This window comes from Emticicia sp. SJ17W-69 (genome assembly GCF_051209875.1).
In the GTDB taxonomy this organism is placed as follows: domain Bacteria; phylum Bacteroidota; class Bacteroidia; order Cytophagales; family Spirosomataceae; genus Emticicia.
This window is the reverse complement of sequence record NZ_JBNTQY010000001.1, coordinates 4,018,688-4,035,479: the sequence shown is the minus strand read 5'-3', so window position 1 is coordinate 4,035,479 and position 16,792 is coordinate 4,018,688. Positions and strand designations below refer to the sequence as shown.

Below are 16,792 nucleotides of genomic sequence, written 5' to 3'. Positions count from 1 at the left end.
CTTTTTAAAGGCTTATGGACGGGTTTACTAACCTTAAACTAAACCCATGAAGAGGAACGCCAGTGGAAAACCACTTGCCCGAAGGTATTCTAATCTTCTTATTCTTTTGTTGTTATCATACGCATCAGTAGCACAACAAGTTGCCCTGAGTGAAAAAGACTATGCACTAAAATACAAAAAAGCGGTTCAACTCTATGCCGACCAAAAGTATTTTGAAGCAAAAGATGAACTTACCCCTCTAACCAGTCGAAAATATCAAAATTCGATGGTGCCTTATGTGCTTTATTATCATGCCTTATGTTCATTCAAGTTGCTGCGTAATTTTGAATCACGCAATTCGCTCCGCCAACTTTTTGAACGTTTCCCTGATTGGAAAAAAATTGATGAGGCTTACTATTTATTCGCCAATGTTTGTTTTTTTGAAAATTACATTGATGAAGGAATGCAATATATCAATCGGATTTCAGCAGGTGTTTCGAGACAAGATGTTGAAAATATGGAGTATTTTTATTTCAGCAAATACAAAGACCCAACTCAACTTAAAGTTCTCAATCAGAAATTCCCCAATAATGCTATTATTGCTCAATTATTGGTAGATAATATTCAAAAAAATAAGTACGCCAGTAAGGAAGATTTAGAATTATCAGACCGCCTTACTAATCAGTTCAATTTGGGCGAAATAAGTGGCTCTCCAAAACGAACAACTACAATCAAAAAAGAAAATAATGGAGCGATAGACGTGGCCGTTCTCCTGCCTTTTCGCCTTTTTGAATTTGACCCTTCCAAAAGTTCTCGTGCCAATCAGTACATTTATGATATGTATGCTGGTATGAAATTGGCAAAGGAAAAGTTAGAAACAGAACAAATTAATATCAATTTATATACTTTTGATATAGACAGAGATGCCCGGTTAATTTCAGAATTGATAAATAATGGTACTTTTTCACAAATAGATTTATTGATTGGCCCTTTATATCCAGAAGCCAATAAAGTTGTTAATACCTTTGTCAAATCAAATGAAGTAGTACAAGTACATCCGCTATCAAATAATCGTCAATTGATTGTTAATGATAAAACTACTTTTTTGGCATCACCATCTTATGAAATACAAGCTTCAAAAGCATTAGACTATATTAATTCACAAAACGCTCCTCGTTCTGTGGCTATTTATTTCGGAAATACGCGTAAAGATTCGACTTTTGCCTATATTTATCGTGATAAAGCTCTTGAAAGTGGGATAGAAGTTACAACCATTAAACGGTTTTCAACGATAGAAGATATTGATACAAAACGTAAGCCAGGACATATTTTTCTTTCGGGTAGCGATAATACATTTGGTTCAAAAGTAATCAATGCTTTAGATAAAAAGAAAGTATCTGCACCTATAATGGCCGCTTCTTCTGCATTTGATTTTGAAGGGTCATCGCTTGGCATTTTCAATCGTCAATTGTATCTCATCCAATTAGATTATATTAACCGAGAAAAAGATGAAGTGAAAAACTTCAGGAGTAGTTATTTCAATAGTCAGAATATTGCTCCCTCATATTATGGCTGTTGGGGCTATGATATGTTACTTTTTTATGCAAGAATGCTGAATGCAGGTAAAACCAAATTTCGTAATAATTTGGATGCTATCGAATACACACAAGGATATGTTCTTGATGGTTTTGATTATACCAACGGTTCTAATGAAAATAAAATTGTTCCTATTATCAGGTATCAAGATGGAAAGTTTATTGAAGTAGCAAGATGATTTTCCCAAATTTAAAATACCAACTCCAAACCCAGTTTTTCTCTTAATTCTAATAAAGCAGGATTTTTGTTTGCCAAATATTCAAATTTTTCTTGGGCTGTATATGGACGACGTTCGGTGGCTGATTCGACTATAGTTGCCACAATCTGAATATTCGAATTGCGTAGCTTTTGTCTAATATAAGCTGCCAAATCTTGTTTGATTTGGTTCAATGTGTCCAATTGTATCTGATTATCTAATTGCAACTTTAAAGTTGTTCCCTCCAATTCAAAATCACGTTTAAGCATTACTTTTAGTGTTTCATTGTCACGAGAATCGGCAAAATAATGCAATTCTTGTTGTAATGCATCGAAGGTAAAAGATTCACTATAATTTGGTAAGATTGCTTGATTATCAACACTTTGTGCTACATCCTCTTTAGGATTTAGTACTGAAGTTTCCAAACCAACTGTAGATCTTAGTTTAGAAGAACTCAAAGCTGGACGAGCGACAGGCTGCAGAATTGAAACGGGATTTTCTTTTGCTTGCAGTACATTTGTAGCAGCCTGTGGTGTATAGACGGCTGTCGTTTTTGTTACAACTGGAGTTGTATTTTGAGTAGCATCATTTTTGTCAATTGAGCTACTTTTATCGCTTATTTCATAATTCTTTTTTTTTTCATCCCCATTATTGGGTAGCTCACTCAAATGCAGTACTTGTTCAATTTGGGAAAGTTTCATCAAGCCAATTTCAATATGTAATCGCTGATTTTTAGCCGATTTATAGTTAATATCAAGTTGGCTTCCAATACTTAATGATGAAAAAATATAAGCTAAAGATAACTTTGAGGCTTGTTCTAAATATCGTTTCTGAATTGATTCGGCTACTTGTAGTAATTTAACCGTTTGGGGGTCTTTACTTACCATCAAATTTCTGAAATGTTCATTCAACCCAACAGCAAACTGATGCCCATCAAAGCCTTTTTCTAAGATTTCATCGTATAATAAAAACGCTTCCGAAACATTTCCTGCAAATAATGAATCTACCATTCGGAAATAATAATCATAATCAAGAATATGTAAATTTTCTAAGACTGCTTGATAAGTGATGCCCGTACCCGACGAAAACGTAACATTTAAATCAAACATTGAAAGGGCATCACGCAACCCCCCATCAGCTTTCTGAGCGATGAGTTCAAGTGCTTGATAATCAACACTTACACCTTCTTTTTGAGCCACATTTGCTAAGTGATCAGCAATGTCTTTTATCTGAATTCGATTAAAATCAAAAATTTGACAACGGCTTAGAATCGTAGGTAAAATCTTGTGTTTTTCTGTGGTTGCTAAAATAAAAACTGCATAACTTGGAGGCTCTTCTAAAGTCTTCAAAAAGGCATTGAATGCCGCTTGTGATAACATGTGAACCTCATCAATGATATAAACTTTATATTTGCCATGCTGAGGTGGAAATCTAACTTGGTCGGTCAAATTCCTAATGTCTTCAACTGAGTTGTTGGATGCTGCATCTAATTCATGAATGTTAAATGACGCATTGTTATTAAAACTTTTGCAAGATTCACATTCATTACAAGGTGAAATATCTTCAGCAAGATTTTGACAGTTAATTGTTTTGGCTAAAATCCTTGCACAAGTTGTTTTACCCACACCACGAGGGCCACAAAATAAAAATGCTTGAGCCAAATGATTGGTACGGATAGCATTTTGAAGTGTAGTCGTGATGTGTGATTGCCCTACTACAGTATCAAAGGTAATTGGGCGGTATTTTCGTGCTGAAACCACAAATTTTTCCATGACGCAAGTTACAAAAAAAATAGAATATTGCCTTTATTCATTTACAGATTCGTATGATTTGTTTAGCTTTGTGGCAACAGATTTTGAATTTCAATGAAAAATAAATTAGGCATAAAAAACCTCAATCACGTAGCTTTACAAATAACTGATATTGAGAGGAGCAGAGCGTTTTATTCACAAATACTTGGTTTACAAGAGATTAAACCTCCTGCATTCGATTATCCTGTTCTTTGGTTTGATTTGGGAGAAGGGCGTGAACTACATTTGATTGGGCGAGAAGCAGAGTCTGCTTGGACTCCCATTCGAAGCAATCATTTTGCCTTAGAAGTGATTGAAATGACAATTGTTGAACAATATTTAAAAGAAAAAAACATTAAACATTTGCCAATCAAATTACGCCCTGATGGAGCAATCCAATTATTTTTAAATGATCCAGATGGCCATTTTATCGAGTTATTCCAATTAGTTTAGTTGTCAAACATCAATTTTAAGGCTACCCATAGGCTTCTTTTTAAATTGAGATCAGCTTCAACGATTCTAAGTTCATCGGAAAGTAGATAATCTATTTGATCAACATTTTTGACTTGATATAGATTTAATAATATATTCCAGTTTAATTTACCTAAGCCTACGCCAAAACTGATAAATTTTTTGGTGACTTTTTGTGCGATAAAAAACTGATAATCAATTGTTTGTACTTTATTCAATTCTACCAAATCTACTTGTGATAAAGTCAAACCTACTGCATTAAGTATCTTGGATAGAAAAGCTTTTTCATTTTCAGAGATAGATTCCGTTAGAATCAAGACTTTATGTTTGAGCCTTAATGGAGAAGGCAATGGTACTATTTTATCCTTTGAGATTGGCGTATTTTCATGAACTACCAATGGCTTTTTGGTAACAATTACTTGCTTTTCTTCAATCTCTCTTTTCTCCTGAATTATAGGATTTAAATAGAGTGTTTCTTTCTCAAAAAGATAGTTGGCTAAATTGACATTCATGAGTTTATGCAAAATAAATGTGGCACACCTAAGAGGTGTGCCACATTTTCAATTAGATTACAACCGCTTCACGCAGAATCACTGCTTCACGGTCTGGACCTGTTGAAATAAAGCTAATCGGCACTTCGAGTACTTCTTCTAAATAATTTACGTAAGTTGCCAATTCCGCTGGAATTTGGTCGAAAGTACGCATACCTTCCAATGAACATTCCCAACCTTTGAAAGATTGATAGATTGGTTCAACATCAGTATCAGTCAAATCAAAAGGCATTTGTTCAGTAATTGTTCCATCTGGCAATCGATAGTGGGTACAAATTTTAACTTCATCCAAGAAGTTTAAAACGTCCACTTTCATCATAATCAACTGAGTAACACCGTTGAGCATGATGCTATATTTCAAAGCTGGTAAATCTAACCAACCCGTGCGACGTGGGCGACCTGTTGTAGCACCAAACTCACGACCTTCTTGGCGGATTTTTTCGCCTAAGTCATTATTCAACTCAGTTGGAAAAGGACCACTTCCTACACGAGTGCAATAGGCTTTAAAAATACCAAAGACTTCGCCTACAGTATTAGGTGCAACACCAAGACCTGAACAAACACCTGCTGCTGTGGTATTAGAACTTGTTACGAATGGATAAGAACCAAAATCTATATCAAGCAAAGAACCTTGAGCTCCTTCAGCTAATACTCTTTGTCCACTTTTAAGTGAAGCATTGACAACATATTCAGTATCTTCTAAATCAAATTCTTTGATAAATTCAATGGCCGAGAAAAATTCTTTTTCAGCTTCAGTTAAATCATATTCAAAATGATAAAAATCTAAGATTTGTTTATGTTTAGCAACCAATTCTTGGTATTTTGTCTTGAAATTTGGTGATAAAATATCTCCTAAACGTAAACCCTGACGAGCCACTTTGTCTGAATAAGCTGGGCCAATTCCTTTCAATGTTGAGCCAATTTTTGCATCTCCTTTGGCTTTTTCATAAGCTGCATCTAACAAACGGTGCGTAGGAATAATCACCGCAGTTTTCTTAGAAATAACTAAGTTTTTGTGTAATTCGAGATTATACTTAGCTAAAGCATCAATTTCTTTTCTGAAAATAATTGGGTCAAGCACTACGCCATTTCCAATAATATTTAAGCAATCAGAACGAAAAATACCTGATGGGATTTGATGTAAAACATGCTTATTGCCATTAAACTCAAGTGTATGACCTGCATTTGGCCCGCCTTGAAAACGTGCAACTACTTGATAATCAGGAGCAAGTACATCTACAATTTTGCCTTTGCCTTCATCACCCCATTGTAAACCTAAAAGAATATCAATCATCTATTTATTAAAGTTGAGCCATAAGTTTTTAAGCTATTGGCAATTATCATTCAAAAATATTTTATTTTATTGTACTAATTTATTCTCACAATTTTCACGTTGGCATGAGCCATAAAAAATCAAAGAATGGTGCATTACTTTAAATTTGAGCATATCACCAACCATTGATTGAATATTCTGCACACGAGGGTCACAAAACTCTGATACTTTATGACAATCAACACATATCAGGTGGTCATGTTGACGATTGCCATAAGATTTTTCGTATTGAGCTAGGTTTTTACCAAATTGATGTTTGGTCACTAAATCACATTCTGTTAATAAATCTAAGGTATTATAAACAGTTGCTCTACTTACTTGATATTTCTTATTTTTCATTGAAATATACAAGTCTTCAACCTCGAAATGGTCGTCACGAGAATATATTTCTTCTAAAATGGCATATCTTTCTGGTGTTTTTCGGAGCTGCTTGGTCTCTAAATATGCAGTAAAAATACTTTTTGCCGAATCAAAGTTTGATGCGTTTGGAACCATTTTATTTGCTGGGTTTCACTATGATTTTCGAGTAAAATTACGAAGAAAAAAGCTAAGTACCAATTTATTTTAAACCTACAAAACCTGCAAGGTCTGTAAAGACCTTACAGGTTTTATGGCGAATTGATCCAAAATAATGTTTTATTATTTTAACGAGACAGAAAAACCGATGGCATTGCTCTGTGTTATTCCAAATTTTATTTTATCAACATAACCTACTTTTTTAGTAGTTTTTGACATTGAATTATATATATCAACTGAATGTTGAGCAAGTTCATTAGAGGATTCAATCATACTCAGACCTCCCACCACAAGACCCAAACCCATTAATAACTTAGGTAAGCTTCTTATTTTATAATCAATCGTTTGTCCATCTATTATGGCTGTTGCATTTACACCTTTAAGAGCAATTGCGGCTAATCCAATCCCTCCAATAATTACGACTGGACCAATTGGTTTCAATATATTAGACCATTTATATTTAATTTGTGACTGTTCACTATTTTTATAAAGTATTGTTACTTTACTATTCGTTAATTTTAAGCCATCTTTATAAATATATGTAGAAATAAACACTCGTTTTGCGTGCAAAGAATCATTTTTTTGGGCAAAAGAGTAATTAAAACTAAATAATAGGATAATCAAAAAGAATAGATATTGCTTCATTTGAAAATTTTTCAACGGAACAACGCCCGTAAATAATTGTTTACTGTTCCGAATCTACACGAATCACTTGGTTCATGCCCTCGATGGCTTCCAACTGAAGCATTAGGGTTTCCAAATGTCTGGTATCCATTACATATAATTTTATATCGCCCGTAAAGATACCATCATTTGTATCAACTGCCAAAGAACGCATGTTAATATGTAGTTCGCTGGAAATGACTTTTGAAATATCTTGAATCATACCCATTCTGTCGAGTCCATCAAGGTGAATGCTGGCTACAAAAGCTTTTGCTACTTGCGACGACCAACGAGCTTTGATCACACGATTGCCGTATTGAGAAAGTAATTGTTGGGCGTTTGGACATGAATTTCGATGAATTTTGATGCCTTCATTGACTGTCAAAAAGCCAAAAACATCATCACCTGGAATTGGACTACAACATCTTGCCAAAGTAAAATCAATTTCCTGTAAATCATCTCCAATAAAAAGTGTGTCAACACCCTTGACTTTTTTGATCGCTTTTTCAAAACTTTTAGCATCTATAAAAGCTTTGTTATCAATCTCAATTTTAGCTTGTTTATTGATTCTTGCATCACGGTCAGATTTAAACTTTTTGATTTCATCAGAATGAATATAACCTTTGCCGAAACTATAATAAAGGTCATTATAATCTTTCTTATTGAAATAAGCTCTAAGCTGATTTAGTGTTTCAAGATTATTATCCAGACCTAAAATCTTGAAACGTTTGGCAATGATTTCTTTACCATCACTGAAATAAACCTTATTTTCTTCTTTTAAAAGGTCTTTGATACGAGCTTTGGCTTTAGAAGTTGTTACAAATCTTAGCCAATCTTCCGAAGGTTTTTGGTTTTTGGTTGTTAGGATTTCTACTTGGTCGCCATTTTGCATGACATAACTAATAGGCACTAACTGATTATTTACTTTACCAGCGGTACAGCGTTTACCTATATCGGTATGAATTTCAAAAGCAAAATCTAGCACTGTTGCACCTTTTCGTAATACTTTCAAATCACCTTTAGGTGTAAAAACAAAAACTTCTTCGTTATAAAAATTTCCTCTGAAATCTTCTAAAAACTCAATGGCTGACTTATCTCCTGATTCGAGGGTTTCTCGTACTTGATTGATCCAACGGTCAAGTGGGGCTTCCATCGAAGTATCATTGCCTTTGTACTTGAAGTGAGCAGCATAACCTCTCTCCGAAATTTCGTCCATGCGTTCAGTTCGAATTTGCACTTCTACCCATTGTCCAGTTTGACTCATGACTGTGGTGTGCAAAGACTCATAACCATTTGCTTTAGGAATCGAAATCCAATCCTTCAATCTGTCAGGATTGGGTTTATATTCGTCTGTGACAATCGAATAAGCTTGCCAGCAAGCAGATTTTTCCTTTTCTGGGGAAATTCCTTGTAAAATTACCCGAATAGCAAACAAATCGAAAATATCTTCAAAGGCAGTATGTTGTACTTTAACTTTATTCCAAATTGAATAAATGTGTTTAGGACGACCTTTGATAATAAAGTTCAAGCCGGCATCATTGAGTTTCTTTTGAAGGGGTTTAATAAAATTATCAATGAAGCGGTCACGGGTAGCTTTGGTACTTTTAAGTTTATGGGCAATATCCTTATAAACTTCAGGCTCAGTATATTTAAGGTAAAGGTCTTCGAGTTCAGATTTTATTTTATATAGTCCCAAACGGTGAGCAAGAGGGGCATAGATAAAGATAGTTTCGTGAGCAATTTTGAGTTGTGAATTACGAGCCATACTACCCAAAGTACGCATATTATGCAAACGATCGGCAAGTTTAATCAATATCACACGTACATCTTCCGACAAGGTGAGCAACATTTTTCTGAAATTTTCTGCTTGGGCAGAAGTTCCTTGTTCAAAATTTCCTCCAATTTTAGTTAAACCATCAATGATTCGAGAAACTTTTGGTCCAAAATCTTGCTCAATATCTTTGAGAGTCATATCCGTATCTTCCACCACATCATGCAATAAGGCACAAATCACAGAAGTAGCTCCCAAACCGATTTCTTCCACACAAATCTGAGCGACTTCTAATGGATGAAAAATATAAGGTTCGCCCGATTTTCGCCTCATATCTTTATGGGCTTCCATCGAAATCTCAAAGGCTTTTTTTATCAATTTGGCATCGTTATCCTTCAAAACAGGTTTTGCTGCTTTGAGTAATTGCCGATATTTTGCCAAAATCTCTGCTTTTTCTTTTTCTAAATCAATCATTGATTCTTTCGGGTGGCGTTCTTCCGCCGTACTTCCAATTTGCTCAATCGCTGCTTCCACTGTATCTTGTTTGTATAGACTATATTTTGTTGTATTCTTAACACTAAGTTAATAAAAGCGGTTGGAGGAACAAATATTTTTACTGGATAAAAACAAAAATAAAATTTAAAAATCGGCTTTTAGGTGAAAGATAAGGTAAAAGACAAAGAAACCAGAATGCAAATAAAATATTTTTCGTTTTTCGATTGACAGATAAAGAAAAACTCATTACCTTTGCAGCCCAATTAGTAGTTATTTGCATTAACAGAATTTCAGCGTTAGTTAAAATACTACAAAATTGAAATGCGGGCGTGGCGAAATTGGTAGACGTGCCAGACTTAGGATCTGGTGCCGCAAGGTGTGGGGGTTCGAGTCCCTTCGCCCGTACGAAAAAACCCTCTGAACCTTGCTTGGTTAGGGGGTTTTTTAAGTTATAGCTTTTAGCTATTAGTGTCTAGCAATTAGCTTAAATAGAATGGAGGTTTGTTTTTTTAAGAACCTTTCTTAAATTCTCAACAAAAAGCTAACAGCTAATAGCTAAGTGCTAACCGCTTACAAAGTAAAAATTCTCGTTTTTTTAAGCTAAAAGCTATTAGCTAAGTGCTAAAAGCTTCAAAATCAAATTATCCTAAATGGAAACTACATTAGATAGAATTTCTTCTACCGAAGGCAGATTAAAAGTAACACTTACTGAGGCAGACTACAAGCCCGAAGTTGATAAGAAAATCAAACAATACAGCAAAACCGCTCAAGTAAAAGGCTTCCGCCCAGGAATGGTTCCAAAAGAATATATTCAAAAATTACACGGCAAAAGTATTTTGGTCGATGAGGTTATCAACATGGTTTCAAAAACTGTTAATGATTACATCACTACTAATAAATTACGTGTAGTTGGCGACCCATTGCCCGACAACGAAGCAGCAAAAGATATTGATTGGGATAATCAAAAAGAGTTTTCGTTTGAATACGAAATTGGTACAGCTTCTGATTTTTCAGTAGATTTATCAAGTATTCCTGCTATTAAAACCTACGATATTCAACCTTCGGAAGATAAAGTTACTGAGGCGATTGAAGATGTTCGTAAGCGTTTTGGAAAAGATACTGAAGTTGAAGAAGTAGAAAAAGAAGATATGATTTTTGGTACTTTGAAGCAAGAATCAAGCGAATTTGAAGTAAAAGATGCGTCAATTCCTACTGGACGTGTTGCAGAAGAAGCTTTTCATATTTTCAAAGGTTTGGAGAAAGGCAGTAGTGTGAAGTTTGATATTCAAACAATTTTTACAAATGCAAAAGACTTGGGCTTTGCTACTGGTAAAACAGAAGAAGAGGCAGCGGCTTTGAGTGGTGAATTTGAATTGACTGTTGAGAAAATCACACGTACTACACCATTAGAAATCGGACAAGAATTGTTTGATAAAGCTCTTGGAGAAGGGAAAGCAAGCAACGAAGAAGAATTTAGAACTGAAATTAGCAAAATTATCAAGGAAAACTACGCTCGTGAAAGTGATTATTTGCTTGATTTTGAAGTAGAAAAAACACTTTTAGATAATATACATATTGAATTGCCAAATGAGTTCTTGAAAAAATGGTTATTCAATATCAATGAAGGTAAATTTACACAAGAAGACATCGAAAAAGATTTTGATGCTTTTGCGAAAGGTTTACGTATGGATTTGATCCGTAATGAAGTTTCAGCTCAAAATGATGTAAAATTAGAATATAATGACATCGTTGAAGAAGTAAAAGCTGAAATGCGTAATTATTTTGGAGCTTATTCTTACGAAGGTTTAGAAGAAATGATTGATCAAATGGCTCGCAAGACTTTGAAAGAAAACAAAGACAATGCTGTTCGTCGTTATACTGATCGTGCTTATGGCAAGAAAATTCGTGAGTTTTTGAAAGCAAATATCACTATTGAAAAACAAAGTATTCCTGTTGAAGAATTTAACAAAATTGCAGAAACAGTTTATGCGTAAAATTAATTTTGAATGAGTGATTGGTTGAATGAGTGAATATACTTTTCTATCCATCATAAAACTCAATATTTATACAATAAAAAATCCCCCTTGAGTAATCTTGGGGGATTTTTTATTGCACAAAAAACAGTATTTTTTGCAGAAAAAATACGCAATGCTACCGCTTATCGATTTTTTTTTATTTTTAAAAAAGTTTTTTTCAATTTTGGATACAAATTTAAAACTCCGATGAAAAAACTACTATTCACTTTTGTGTTTTTGTTTTTACAGGTAAGCAATATCGTTGCTCAAAATATTATTACCAAGGATAGCTTAGAAAAAAGCGAATTTTCAATAGAAAAATCTCCCCAAGTAAAGTTTGATAATCAACGAAAAATTGAAAAGTTTGAAATTTCAAACGAGTTTAAAAACGTTCTTTTTAGACGCAAAATGAGAGCCAAACGTAAATATAAATCTAATTTATTACCTCTCAATTGTGCGGAAAATAGTTTACGCAATGTAACCTGCTGAGTTGATTTGTTTGACTTCTCCGAAGTTTCTTTTTTGCTGAGAAGTCAAACAAAGTAAAATGTTTAGACTTTTATTTTAGATAGGAATTTGGCAATTAGAAAAATGTTAAATCTCAGTTGATACTATTTTCCTTTTCTCTCAATTTCCCTCAAATTCTCCATCTTTTTATTGCGTAAAAAGCCTGTAATGTCCTCAAAATGTTCTTTTACACGCTTATTGCCAAACTCAAAAACTTTGGTTGCTAAGCCTTCCAAGAAATCACGGTCGTGAGAAATCAAGATAATTGTACCTTCAAATGCTCGAAGAGCATCTTTTAAAATATCTTTGGTTTTTAAATCTAAATGATTGGTAGGCTCATCTAATATCAACAAATTGACGGGTTCGAGTAGTAATTTCACCATTGCCAATCGAGTTTTTTCTCCTCCCGATAACACCCTCACTTTCTTGTTGATTTCTTCACCTCGAAACATGAATGCTCCTAAAATATCTTTGATTTTAGTTCTGACATCACCTACCGCAATATTATCAATCGTCTGAAAAACTGTCAAATCTTCATCTAATAGTGAGGCTTGGTTTTGTGCAAAATAACCAATCATTGAATTATGCCCTAATTTCAAATCACCTTGAAATTCGATTTCTGACATAATTGCTTTAACTAACGTCGATTTTCCTTCACCATTTCGACCTACAAAAGCCACTTTTTGTCCACGTTCAATGGTCAGCGAAACATCTTTAAAAACTACATAATCATCGTAGCTTTTACTTACATTTTCGATAATTACTGGATAATTTCCTGAACGGGGTGCAGGCGGAAATTTCAAACTTAAAGCTGATGTATCAATTTCATCTACTTCAACAATATCCAATTTCTCCAACATTTTCACCCTCGATTGCACTTGCAAAGTTTTTGAGTAAGTGCCTTTAAAGCGGTCAATAAATTCTTGCGTTTCAGCAATCATTTTTTGTTGGTCATTATATTGCTTTTGCTGTTGTTCTTGGCGTTCTTTTCTAAGTTGTTGGTATTGTGTATAATTTACTTTGTAGTCATAAATACGACCCATTGTTACTTCTATGGTGCGATTGGTTATACTATCTACAAAAGCTCTATCGTGCGAAATAACAATTACGGCTTTAGCATTGTTTTTCAAGAAATCCTCTAACCACTGAATTGATTCAATATCTAAGTGGTTAGTTGGCTCATCAAGCAATATCAAATCTGGACTTTGCAATAAAATTTTGCATAATTCAATTCTCATACGCCATCCTCCACTAAATTCACTGGTGGAACGAGTAAAATCAGAACGTAAAAAACCCATACCCAAAAGCGTTTTTTCTACTTCTGCATCATAATTTACTTCTTCAACAGAATAGTATTTTTCACTTAGCTCGGATACTCTTTCAATGATATTCATGTAGGCATCCGATTCATAATCGGTACGAGTTTCGAGCTGATGATTCAGTTCTTCCATCTCTTTTTTCATATCCAAAACCACCGAAAAAGCCTTTGATGCTTCTTCAAAAACCGTACTATCATCTTCGGTGAGTAAATGCTGGGGAAGGTAAGCAATGACGGCATCGTTTGGAGCTGAAATTTTACCACGAGTAGGCTTATCGACACCCGCTATAATTTTCAATAAAGTCGATTTTCCTGCTCCATTTTTGCCCATAAGGGCTATTTTGTCTTTTTCGTTGATATTGAATGTTATATCACTAAACAGCGTTCTTCCGCTGAACTCAACTGCTACGTTATCTACTGAAATCATCCTACTTTTTTTAAAATGAGGTGCAAAGATACGGTGCTTATGGACAATTAAAAATTAAGAATGTAGAATTGAGAATGAAAACAATGGAATTGTCATTAATAATTCTTAATTCTCAATTCTCAATTCAATATTCCTTCCACACATCTCAACCACATCCGCCATTTCTTCTACTGAATCGCCCGTATATAGGTATTTGGCGATTTTTATTAAATAAGCATTATAATGTTCAGGTTTGCTTTCTTTGAAGATTGATTCATAAATACGGGAACAGAGAATGAGGTGATATTGATTTTCACACACATCATAAATAAGCATCGGAATAAATAGAGAATCGTCGAGCTGAGAACAAAATAAAAAAACTGGATAATCGAAAAGATCCAAACCGTTCAAACTACTAATCATATCAGCATCAAAAAAGTCGTAATATAGAAATTGGTAATGGATATTTCTTTTATCTAATTGATCTCCTAATTCTCGCAATTTTGTACACATTATCTCTAAGGGTATTTGAGTTGGAGAATAGGCTTCAAAAGGTAGCCACGCATCGGCGATTAAATCGAGGTATTGGAGTGAGGATTTTGCTAAATCTAACTTATAATCAAATAAACGATAGCCTGGTGAAAAGTATCCTGGGTAAAAAAAAGTACAACCTTGCTTTTTGCAAAAGTCCATTTTTAAATACATCAAATATTTGCCGAGGCTGTATTTTTTATAATCAGGGTCATAGAAACATGAAATGCCCGCAGCACTTTTTTGGCCCAAATCAAAAAAACCTACGGCGATTAGTTTTTCTTCGTCATATATATTTATTTCATAGGTGTCATAAATATATTTGGTTGGTCTTTCTCCAAAAAGTAAGCTTTGCACAGAGGGTGCTGCTTCAAAAGCTACATAATTTTTGTATTTATAAAATAATGATTCTTGTTCATCAGTGAGGGTCAATGGCTGAATTTGTACCTCAAACTTAGCATTGGCTTTAAGCATTTTTTGTTGAAATTTGCTTGTTTCAAAAGTCAATAAATCAATACGTAGCCAGATAGCACTATGAATAACATCATTAAACTTCAGGAAATTTGTAGTAAATATAGATTGCCCCATTCTAAACCACCCATTGGCAAGGTAAATATCAAGTTCTTCGCTACTGATTGACTCAGGATAATAGGATTCTACAAACATTTGATTGGGTAAGAGGTAAAAAACAAAAGTGATAAAAAAACCTTAAAAAGCAATAAAATTTTTTATTTAAAAACCTTGCATGGGTTTGAAAATTGTACTCGTTTAGCACAAAAGATATCATGATTTTTACATATTTTGAACATAATTTTTTATGAATTTAAGAGTCAATTAACTGATTTCTAGAAAATTTGTTTGTTAATCACATTTGTTTTAATATTTTTGTGGAGTGATTAGTCAATCTATTATGAATAAAGAACAAAAAATACTTGAAACAGCTCTCAAACTTTTCGTTGAATTTGGCTTTCAAGGAACACCAACCAGCAAAATTGCCAAAGAAGCAGGTGTGGCCAATGGGACACTATTTCACTATTTTCCTACAAAAGAAGCTTTAATCGGGGCATTGTATGTCATAATTAAAACAGAGTTAAATCAACTTTTAGTAAGTAAAACTGACATGAATAGTGGGATCAAACCTGCGTTTGAACAAGTCTATAGTCATACAATCAATTGGGCTTTAAACAATAAAGAAAAGTATCATTACATACAGCAAGTACAATTTTCGCCTCATTTAGCACAAATCCCTACGGAAATCCTACACGAGCAAACACAGATACATTTTGATTTTATCGAACATGCAAAAGCAAGTGGAGCAATTAAAATAATGCCTACCGATTTGATTTTTACATTGGTGAATAGCCAAATCATGGGGATATATCAATATATTTTAACACAACCAACCGAGCATCAACAAACAATTATCACTCAAGGTTTTGAAATGATTTGGGAATTAATCGCATTAAAAAAATGAAAATAAAAGCAATAATTACAGGGGCAACAGGCATGGTAGGAGAAGGCGTACTTCACGAGGCTTTACAACACCCTGATGTTGAAGAAGTACTGGTTATCAGTCGAAAACCTTGTGGAGTAAATCATTCAAAATTGAAAGAAATCATTCATTCAGATTTTTATGACATTTCGCCAATTGTAGGTCAATTATCGGGTTATAATACTTGTTATTTTTGTTTGGGTGTTTCGTCTGTTGGCATGAAAGAACCTGAATATTTCAAACTAACGCACACGCTTACACTCAATTTTGCAGAAAAATTAAGTTCGGTCAATCCTGAAATGACATTTTGTTACATTTCGGGTTCGGCAACTGATAGTACTGAACAAGGAAAAAGTATGTGGGCAAGGGTAAAAGGCAAAACAGAAAATGATTTAATGAAATTACCTTTCAAGGCTGTTTATAATTTTCGACCAGCCTTTATGTTGCCGACTAAAGGCCTGAAAAATACACTTTCTTATTATAAATATATTTCATGGATGTATCCACTTGGCCATCGTCTATTTCCTGATTATTTCAGCACTTTGGCAGAATTGGGCTTAGCAATGATTCATACTTCCATTAAAGGTTACTCTAAACAAATTTTTGAAGTAAGAGATATTTTGGTGATGAGTAAGTAGAGTAATTTCTAAAAAACATTGTGCAATTTCAAACTTACAAAATATAAAACGAATGAAAATAGACTTTAAAATAAATGGTAAGCCAACGAGTATTGACGTTGACCCTGCGATGCCTTTACTTTGGGTTGTCAGAGACGAACTCAAACTTACAGGTACAAAATTTGGTTGCGGAATGGCTATGTGTGGAGCTTGCACACTTCATGTGGATGGTGAAGCAATGCGTTCATGTTCTGTTCCTGTAGAAACTATTGCAGGAAAAGACATTACAACACTTGAAGGACTTTCGGAAAGTGAGGAAAAGTTGCATCCAATTCAGCAAGCATGGATGGAAGAGCAAGTGCCACAATGTGGTTATTGTCAGTCAGGATTTATGATGGCCGCCGCCAAACTTATCAAAGATAATCCTAATCCAAGTGATGAAGATATTAAGAATGGCATTACGAATATCTGCCGTTGCGGTACACATCCACGCATCATGAAAGCTATCAAAAGAGCAGCCGAACTTCAACATTCTAAAATCTAAA

At 34.2% G+C, this 16,792-nt stretch carries 15 protein-coding genes and 1 tRNA gene; 8 read left to right on the top strand and 8 right to left on the bottom strand.

Translation table 11 applies throughout. From position 1 onward, the window contains the following. Window positions 1-46: 46 nt before the first annotated feature. Complete coding sequence (locus ACQUQZ_RS16225) at window positions 47-1,753, top strand: hypothetical protein (RefSeq protein ID WP_435356074.1); 1,707 nt, start codon at window positions 47-49, stop codon at window positions 1,751-1,753. 11 nt (window positions 1,754-1,764) lie between these two features. Here ACQUQZ_RS16225 and ACQUQZ_RS16220 read toward each other — a convergent pair whose 3' ends face one another. Further along, the gene (locus tag ACQUQZ_RS16220) at window positions 1,765-3,543 is read right to left on the bottom strand and encodes a DNA polymerase III subunit gamma/tau (RefSeq protein ID WP_435356073.1); all 1,779 of its coding nucleotides are present in this window, start codon (window positions 3,541-3,543) and stop codon (window positions 1,765-1,767) included. A 93-nt stretch (window positions 3,544-3,636) separates the two neighbouring features. Between ACQUQZ_RS16220 and ACQUQZ_RS16215 the strand changes: the two genes are divergently transcribed. Then, on the top strand, window positions 3,637-4,014 hold the full coding sequence (locus ACQUQZ_RS16215; RefSeq protein ID WP_435356072.1) for a VOC family protein: 378 nt from the start codon (window positions 3,637-3,639) through the stop codon (window positions 4,012-4,014). On the opposite strand, the gene ACQUQZ_RS16210 is transcribed toward ACQUQZ_RS16215, so the two are convergent. The 5 genes from ACQUQZ_RS16210 to ACQUQZ_RS16190 all read right to left on the bottom strand — a co-directional run bounded on the left by ACQUQZ_RS16210 (window position 4,011) and on the right by ACQUQZ_RS16190 (window position 9,340). Then, complete coding sequence (locus tag ACQUQZ_RS16210; protein WP_435356071.1) at window positions 4,011-4,544, bottom strand: hypothetical protein; 534 nt, start codon at window positions 4,542-4,544, stop codon at window positions 4,011-4,013. The two genes, ACQUQZ_RS16215 and ACQUQZ_RS16210, sit on opposite strands and share 4 nt — an antisense overlap. Window positions 4,545-4,596: 52 nt before the next feature. Further along, window positions 4,597-5,877 (bottom strand): adenylosuccinate synthase, encoded by a 1,281-nt coding sequence (locus tag ACQUQZ_RS16205; RefSeq protein ID WP_435356070.1) that lies wholly within the window; start codon window positions 5,875-5,877, stop codon window positions 4,597-4,599. Between the two features lie 66 nt (window positions 5,878-5,943). Next, window positions 5,944-6,411: a Fur family transcriptional regulator gene (locus tag ACQUQZ_RS16200; RefSeq protein WP_435356069.1), complete on the bottom strand. Its 468-nt coding sequence runs from the start codon at window positions 6,409-6,411 to the stop codon at window positions 5,944-5,946. Between the two features lie 144 nt (window positions 6,412-6,555). Next, on the bottom strand, window positions 6,556-7,077 hold the full coding sequence (locus tag ACQUQZ_RS16195; protein ID WP_435356068.1) for a hypothetical protein: 522 nt from the start codon (window positions 7,075-7,077) through the stop codon (window positions 6,556-6,558). 40 nt (window positions 7,078-7,117) lie between these two features. Further along, window positions 7,118-9,340: a RelA/SpoT family protein gene (locus tag ACQUQZ_RS16190; RefSeq protein ID WP_435357663.1), complete on the bottom strand. Its 2,223-nt coding sequence runs from the start codon at window positions 9,338-9,340 to the stop codon at window positions 7,118-7,120. Window positions 9,341-9,684: 344 nt separating this feature from the next. Here ACQUQZ_RS16190 and ACQUQZ_RS16185 point away from each other — a divergent pair. From ACQUQZ_RS16185 to ACQUQZ_RS16175, 3 genes are all read left to right on the top strand, one after another. Continuing rightward, window positions 9,685-9,766, top strand: a tRNA-Leu gene (locus ACQUQZ_RS16185). A gap of 245 nt (window positions 9,767-10,011) precedes the next feature. After that, complete coding sequence (locus ACQUQZ_RS16180; RefSeq protein WP_435356067.1) at window positions 10,012-11,355, top strand: trigger factor; 1,344 nt, start codon at window positions 10,012-10,014, stop codon at window positions 11,353-11,355. Between the two features lie 228 nt (window positions 11,356-11,583). Continuing rightward, on the top strand, window positions 11,584-11,865 hold the full coding sequence (locus ACQUQZ_RS16175; RefSeq protein ID WP_435356066.1) for a hypothetical protein: 282 nt from the start codon (window positions 11,584-11,586) through the stop codon (window positions 11,863-11,865). A 122-nt stretch (window positions 11,866-11,987) separates the two neighbouring features. Here ACQUQZ_RS16175 and ACQUQZ_RS16170 read toward each other — a convergent pair whose 3' ends face one another. Continuing rightward, window positions 11,988-13,628 carry an ABC-F family ATP-binding cassette domain-containing protein gene (locus tag ACQUQZ_RS16170; protein ID WP_435356065.1) on the bottom strand — a complete coding sequence of 547 codons (1,641 nt, stop codon included), beginning with the start codon at window positions 13,626-13,628 and terminating at the stop codon, window positions 11,988-11,990. Between the two features lie 105 nt (window positions 13,629-13,733). After that, on the bottom strand, window positions 13,734-14,804 hold the full coding sequence (locus ACQUQZ_RS16165; RefSeq protein WP_435356064.1) for an arginyl-tRNA--protein arginylyltransferase: 1,071 nt from the start codon (window positions 14,802-14,804) through the stop codon (window positions 13,734-13,736). A gap of 244 nt (window positions 14,805-15,048) precedes the next feature. Here ACQUQZ_RS16165 and ACQUQZ_RS16160 point away from each other — a divergent pair, with 244 nt between their 5' ends. Genes ACQUQZ_RS16160 through ACQUQZ_RS16150 form a run of 3 tightly spaced genes read left to right on the top strand, consistent with a single transcriptional unit; the run spans window position 15,049 to window position 16,791 of the window. Continuing rightward, window positions 15,049-15,612 carry a TetR/AcrR family transcriptional regulator gene (locus ACQUQZ_RS16160; RefSeq protein WP_435356063.1) on the top strand — a complete coding sequence of 188 codons (564 nt, stop codon included), beginning with the start codon at window positions 15,049-15,051 and terminating at the stop codon, window positions 15,610-15,612. Next, the gene (locus ACQUQZ_RS16155) at window positions 15,609-16,268 is read left to right on the top strand and encodes an NAD-dependent epimerase/dehydratase family protein (RefSeq protein WP_435356062.1); all 660 of its coding nucleotides are present in this window, start codon (window positions 15,609-15,611) and stop codon (window positions 16,266-16,268) included. The genes ACQUQZ_RS16160 and ACQUQZ_RS16155 overlap by 4 nt, the downstream gene beginning before the upstream one ends. Window positions 16,269-16,320: 52 nt before the next feature. Continuing rightward, complete coding sequence (locus ACQUQZ_RS16150; RefSeq protein WP_435356061.1) at window positions 16,321-16,791, top strand: (2Fe-2S)-binding protein; 471 nt, start codon at window positions 16,321-16,323, stop codon at window positions 16,789-16,791. Window position 16,792: the final 1 nt, after the last annotated feature.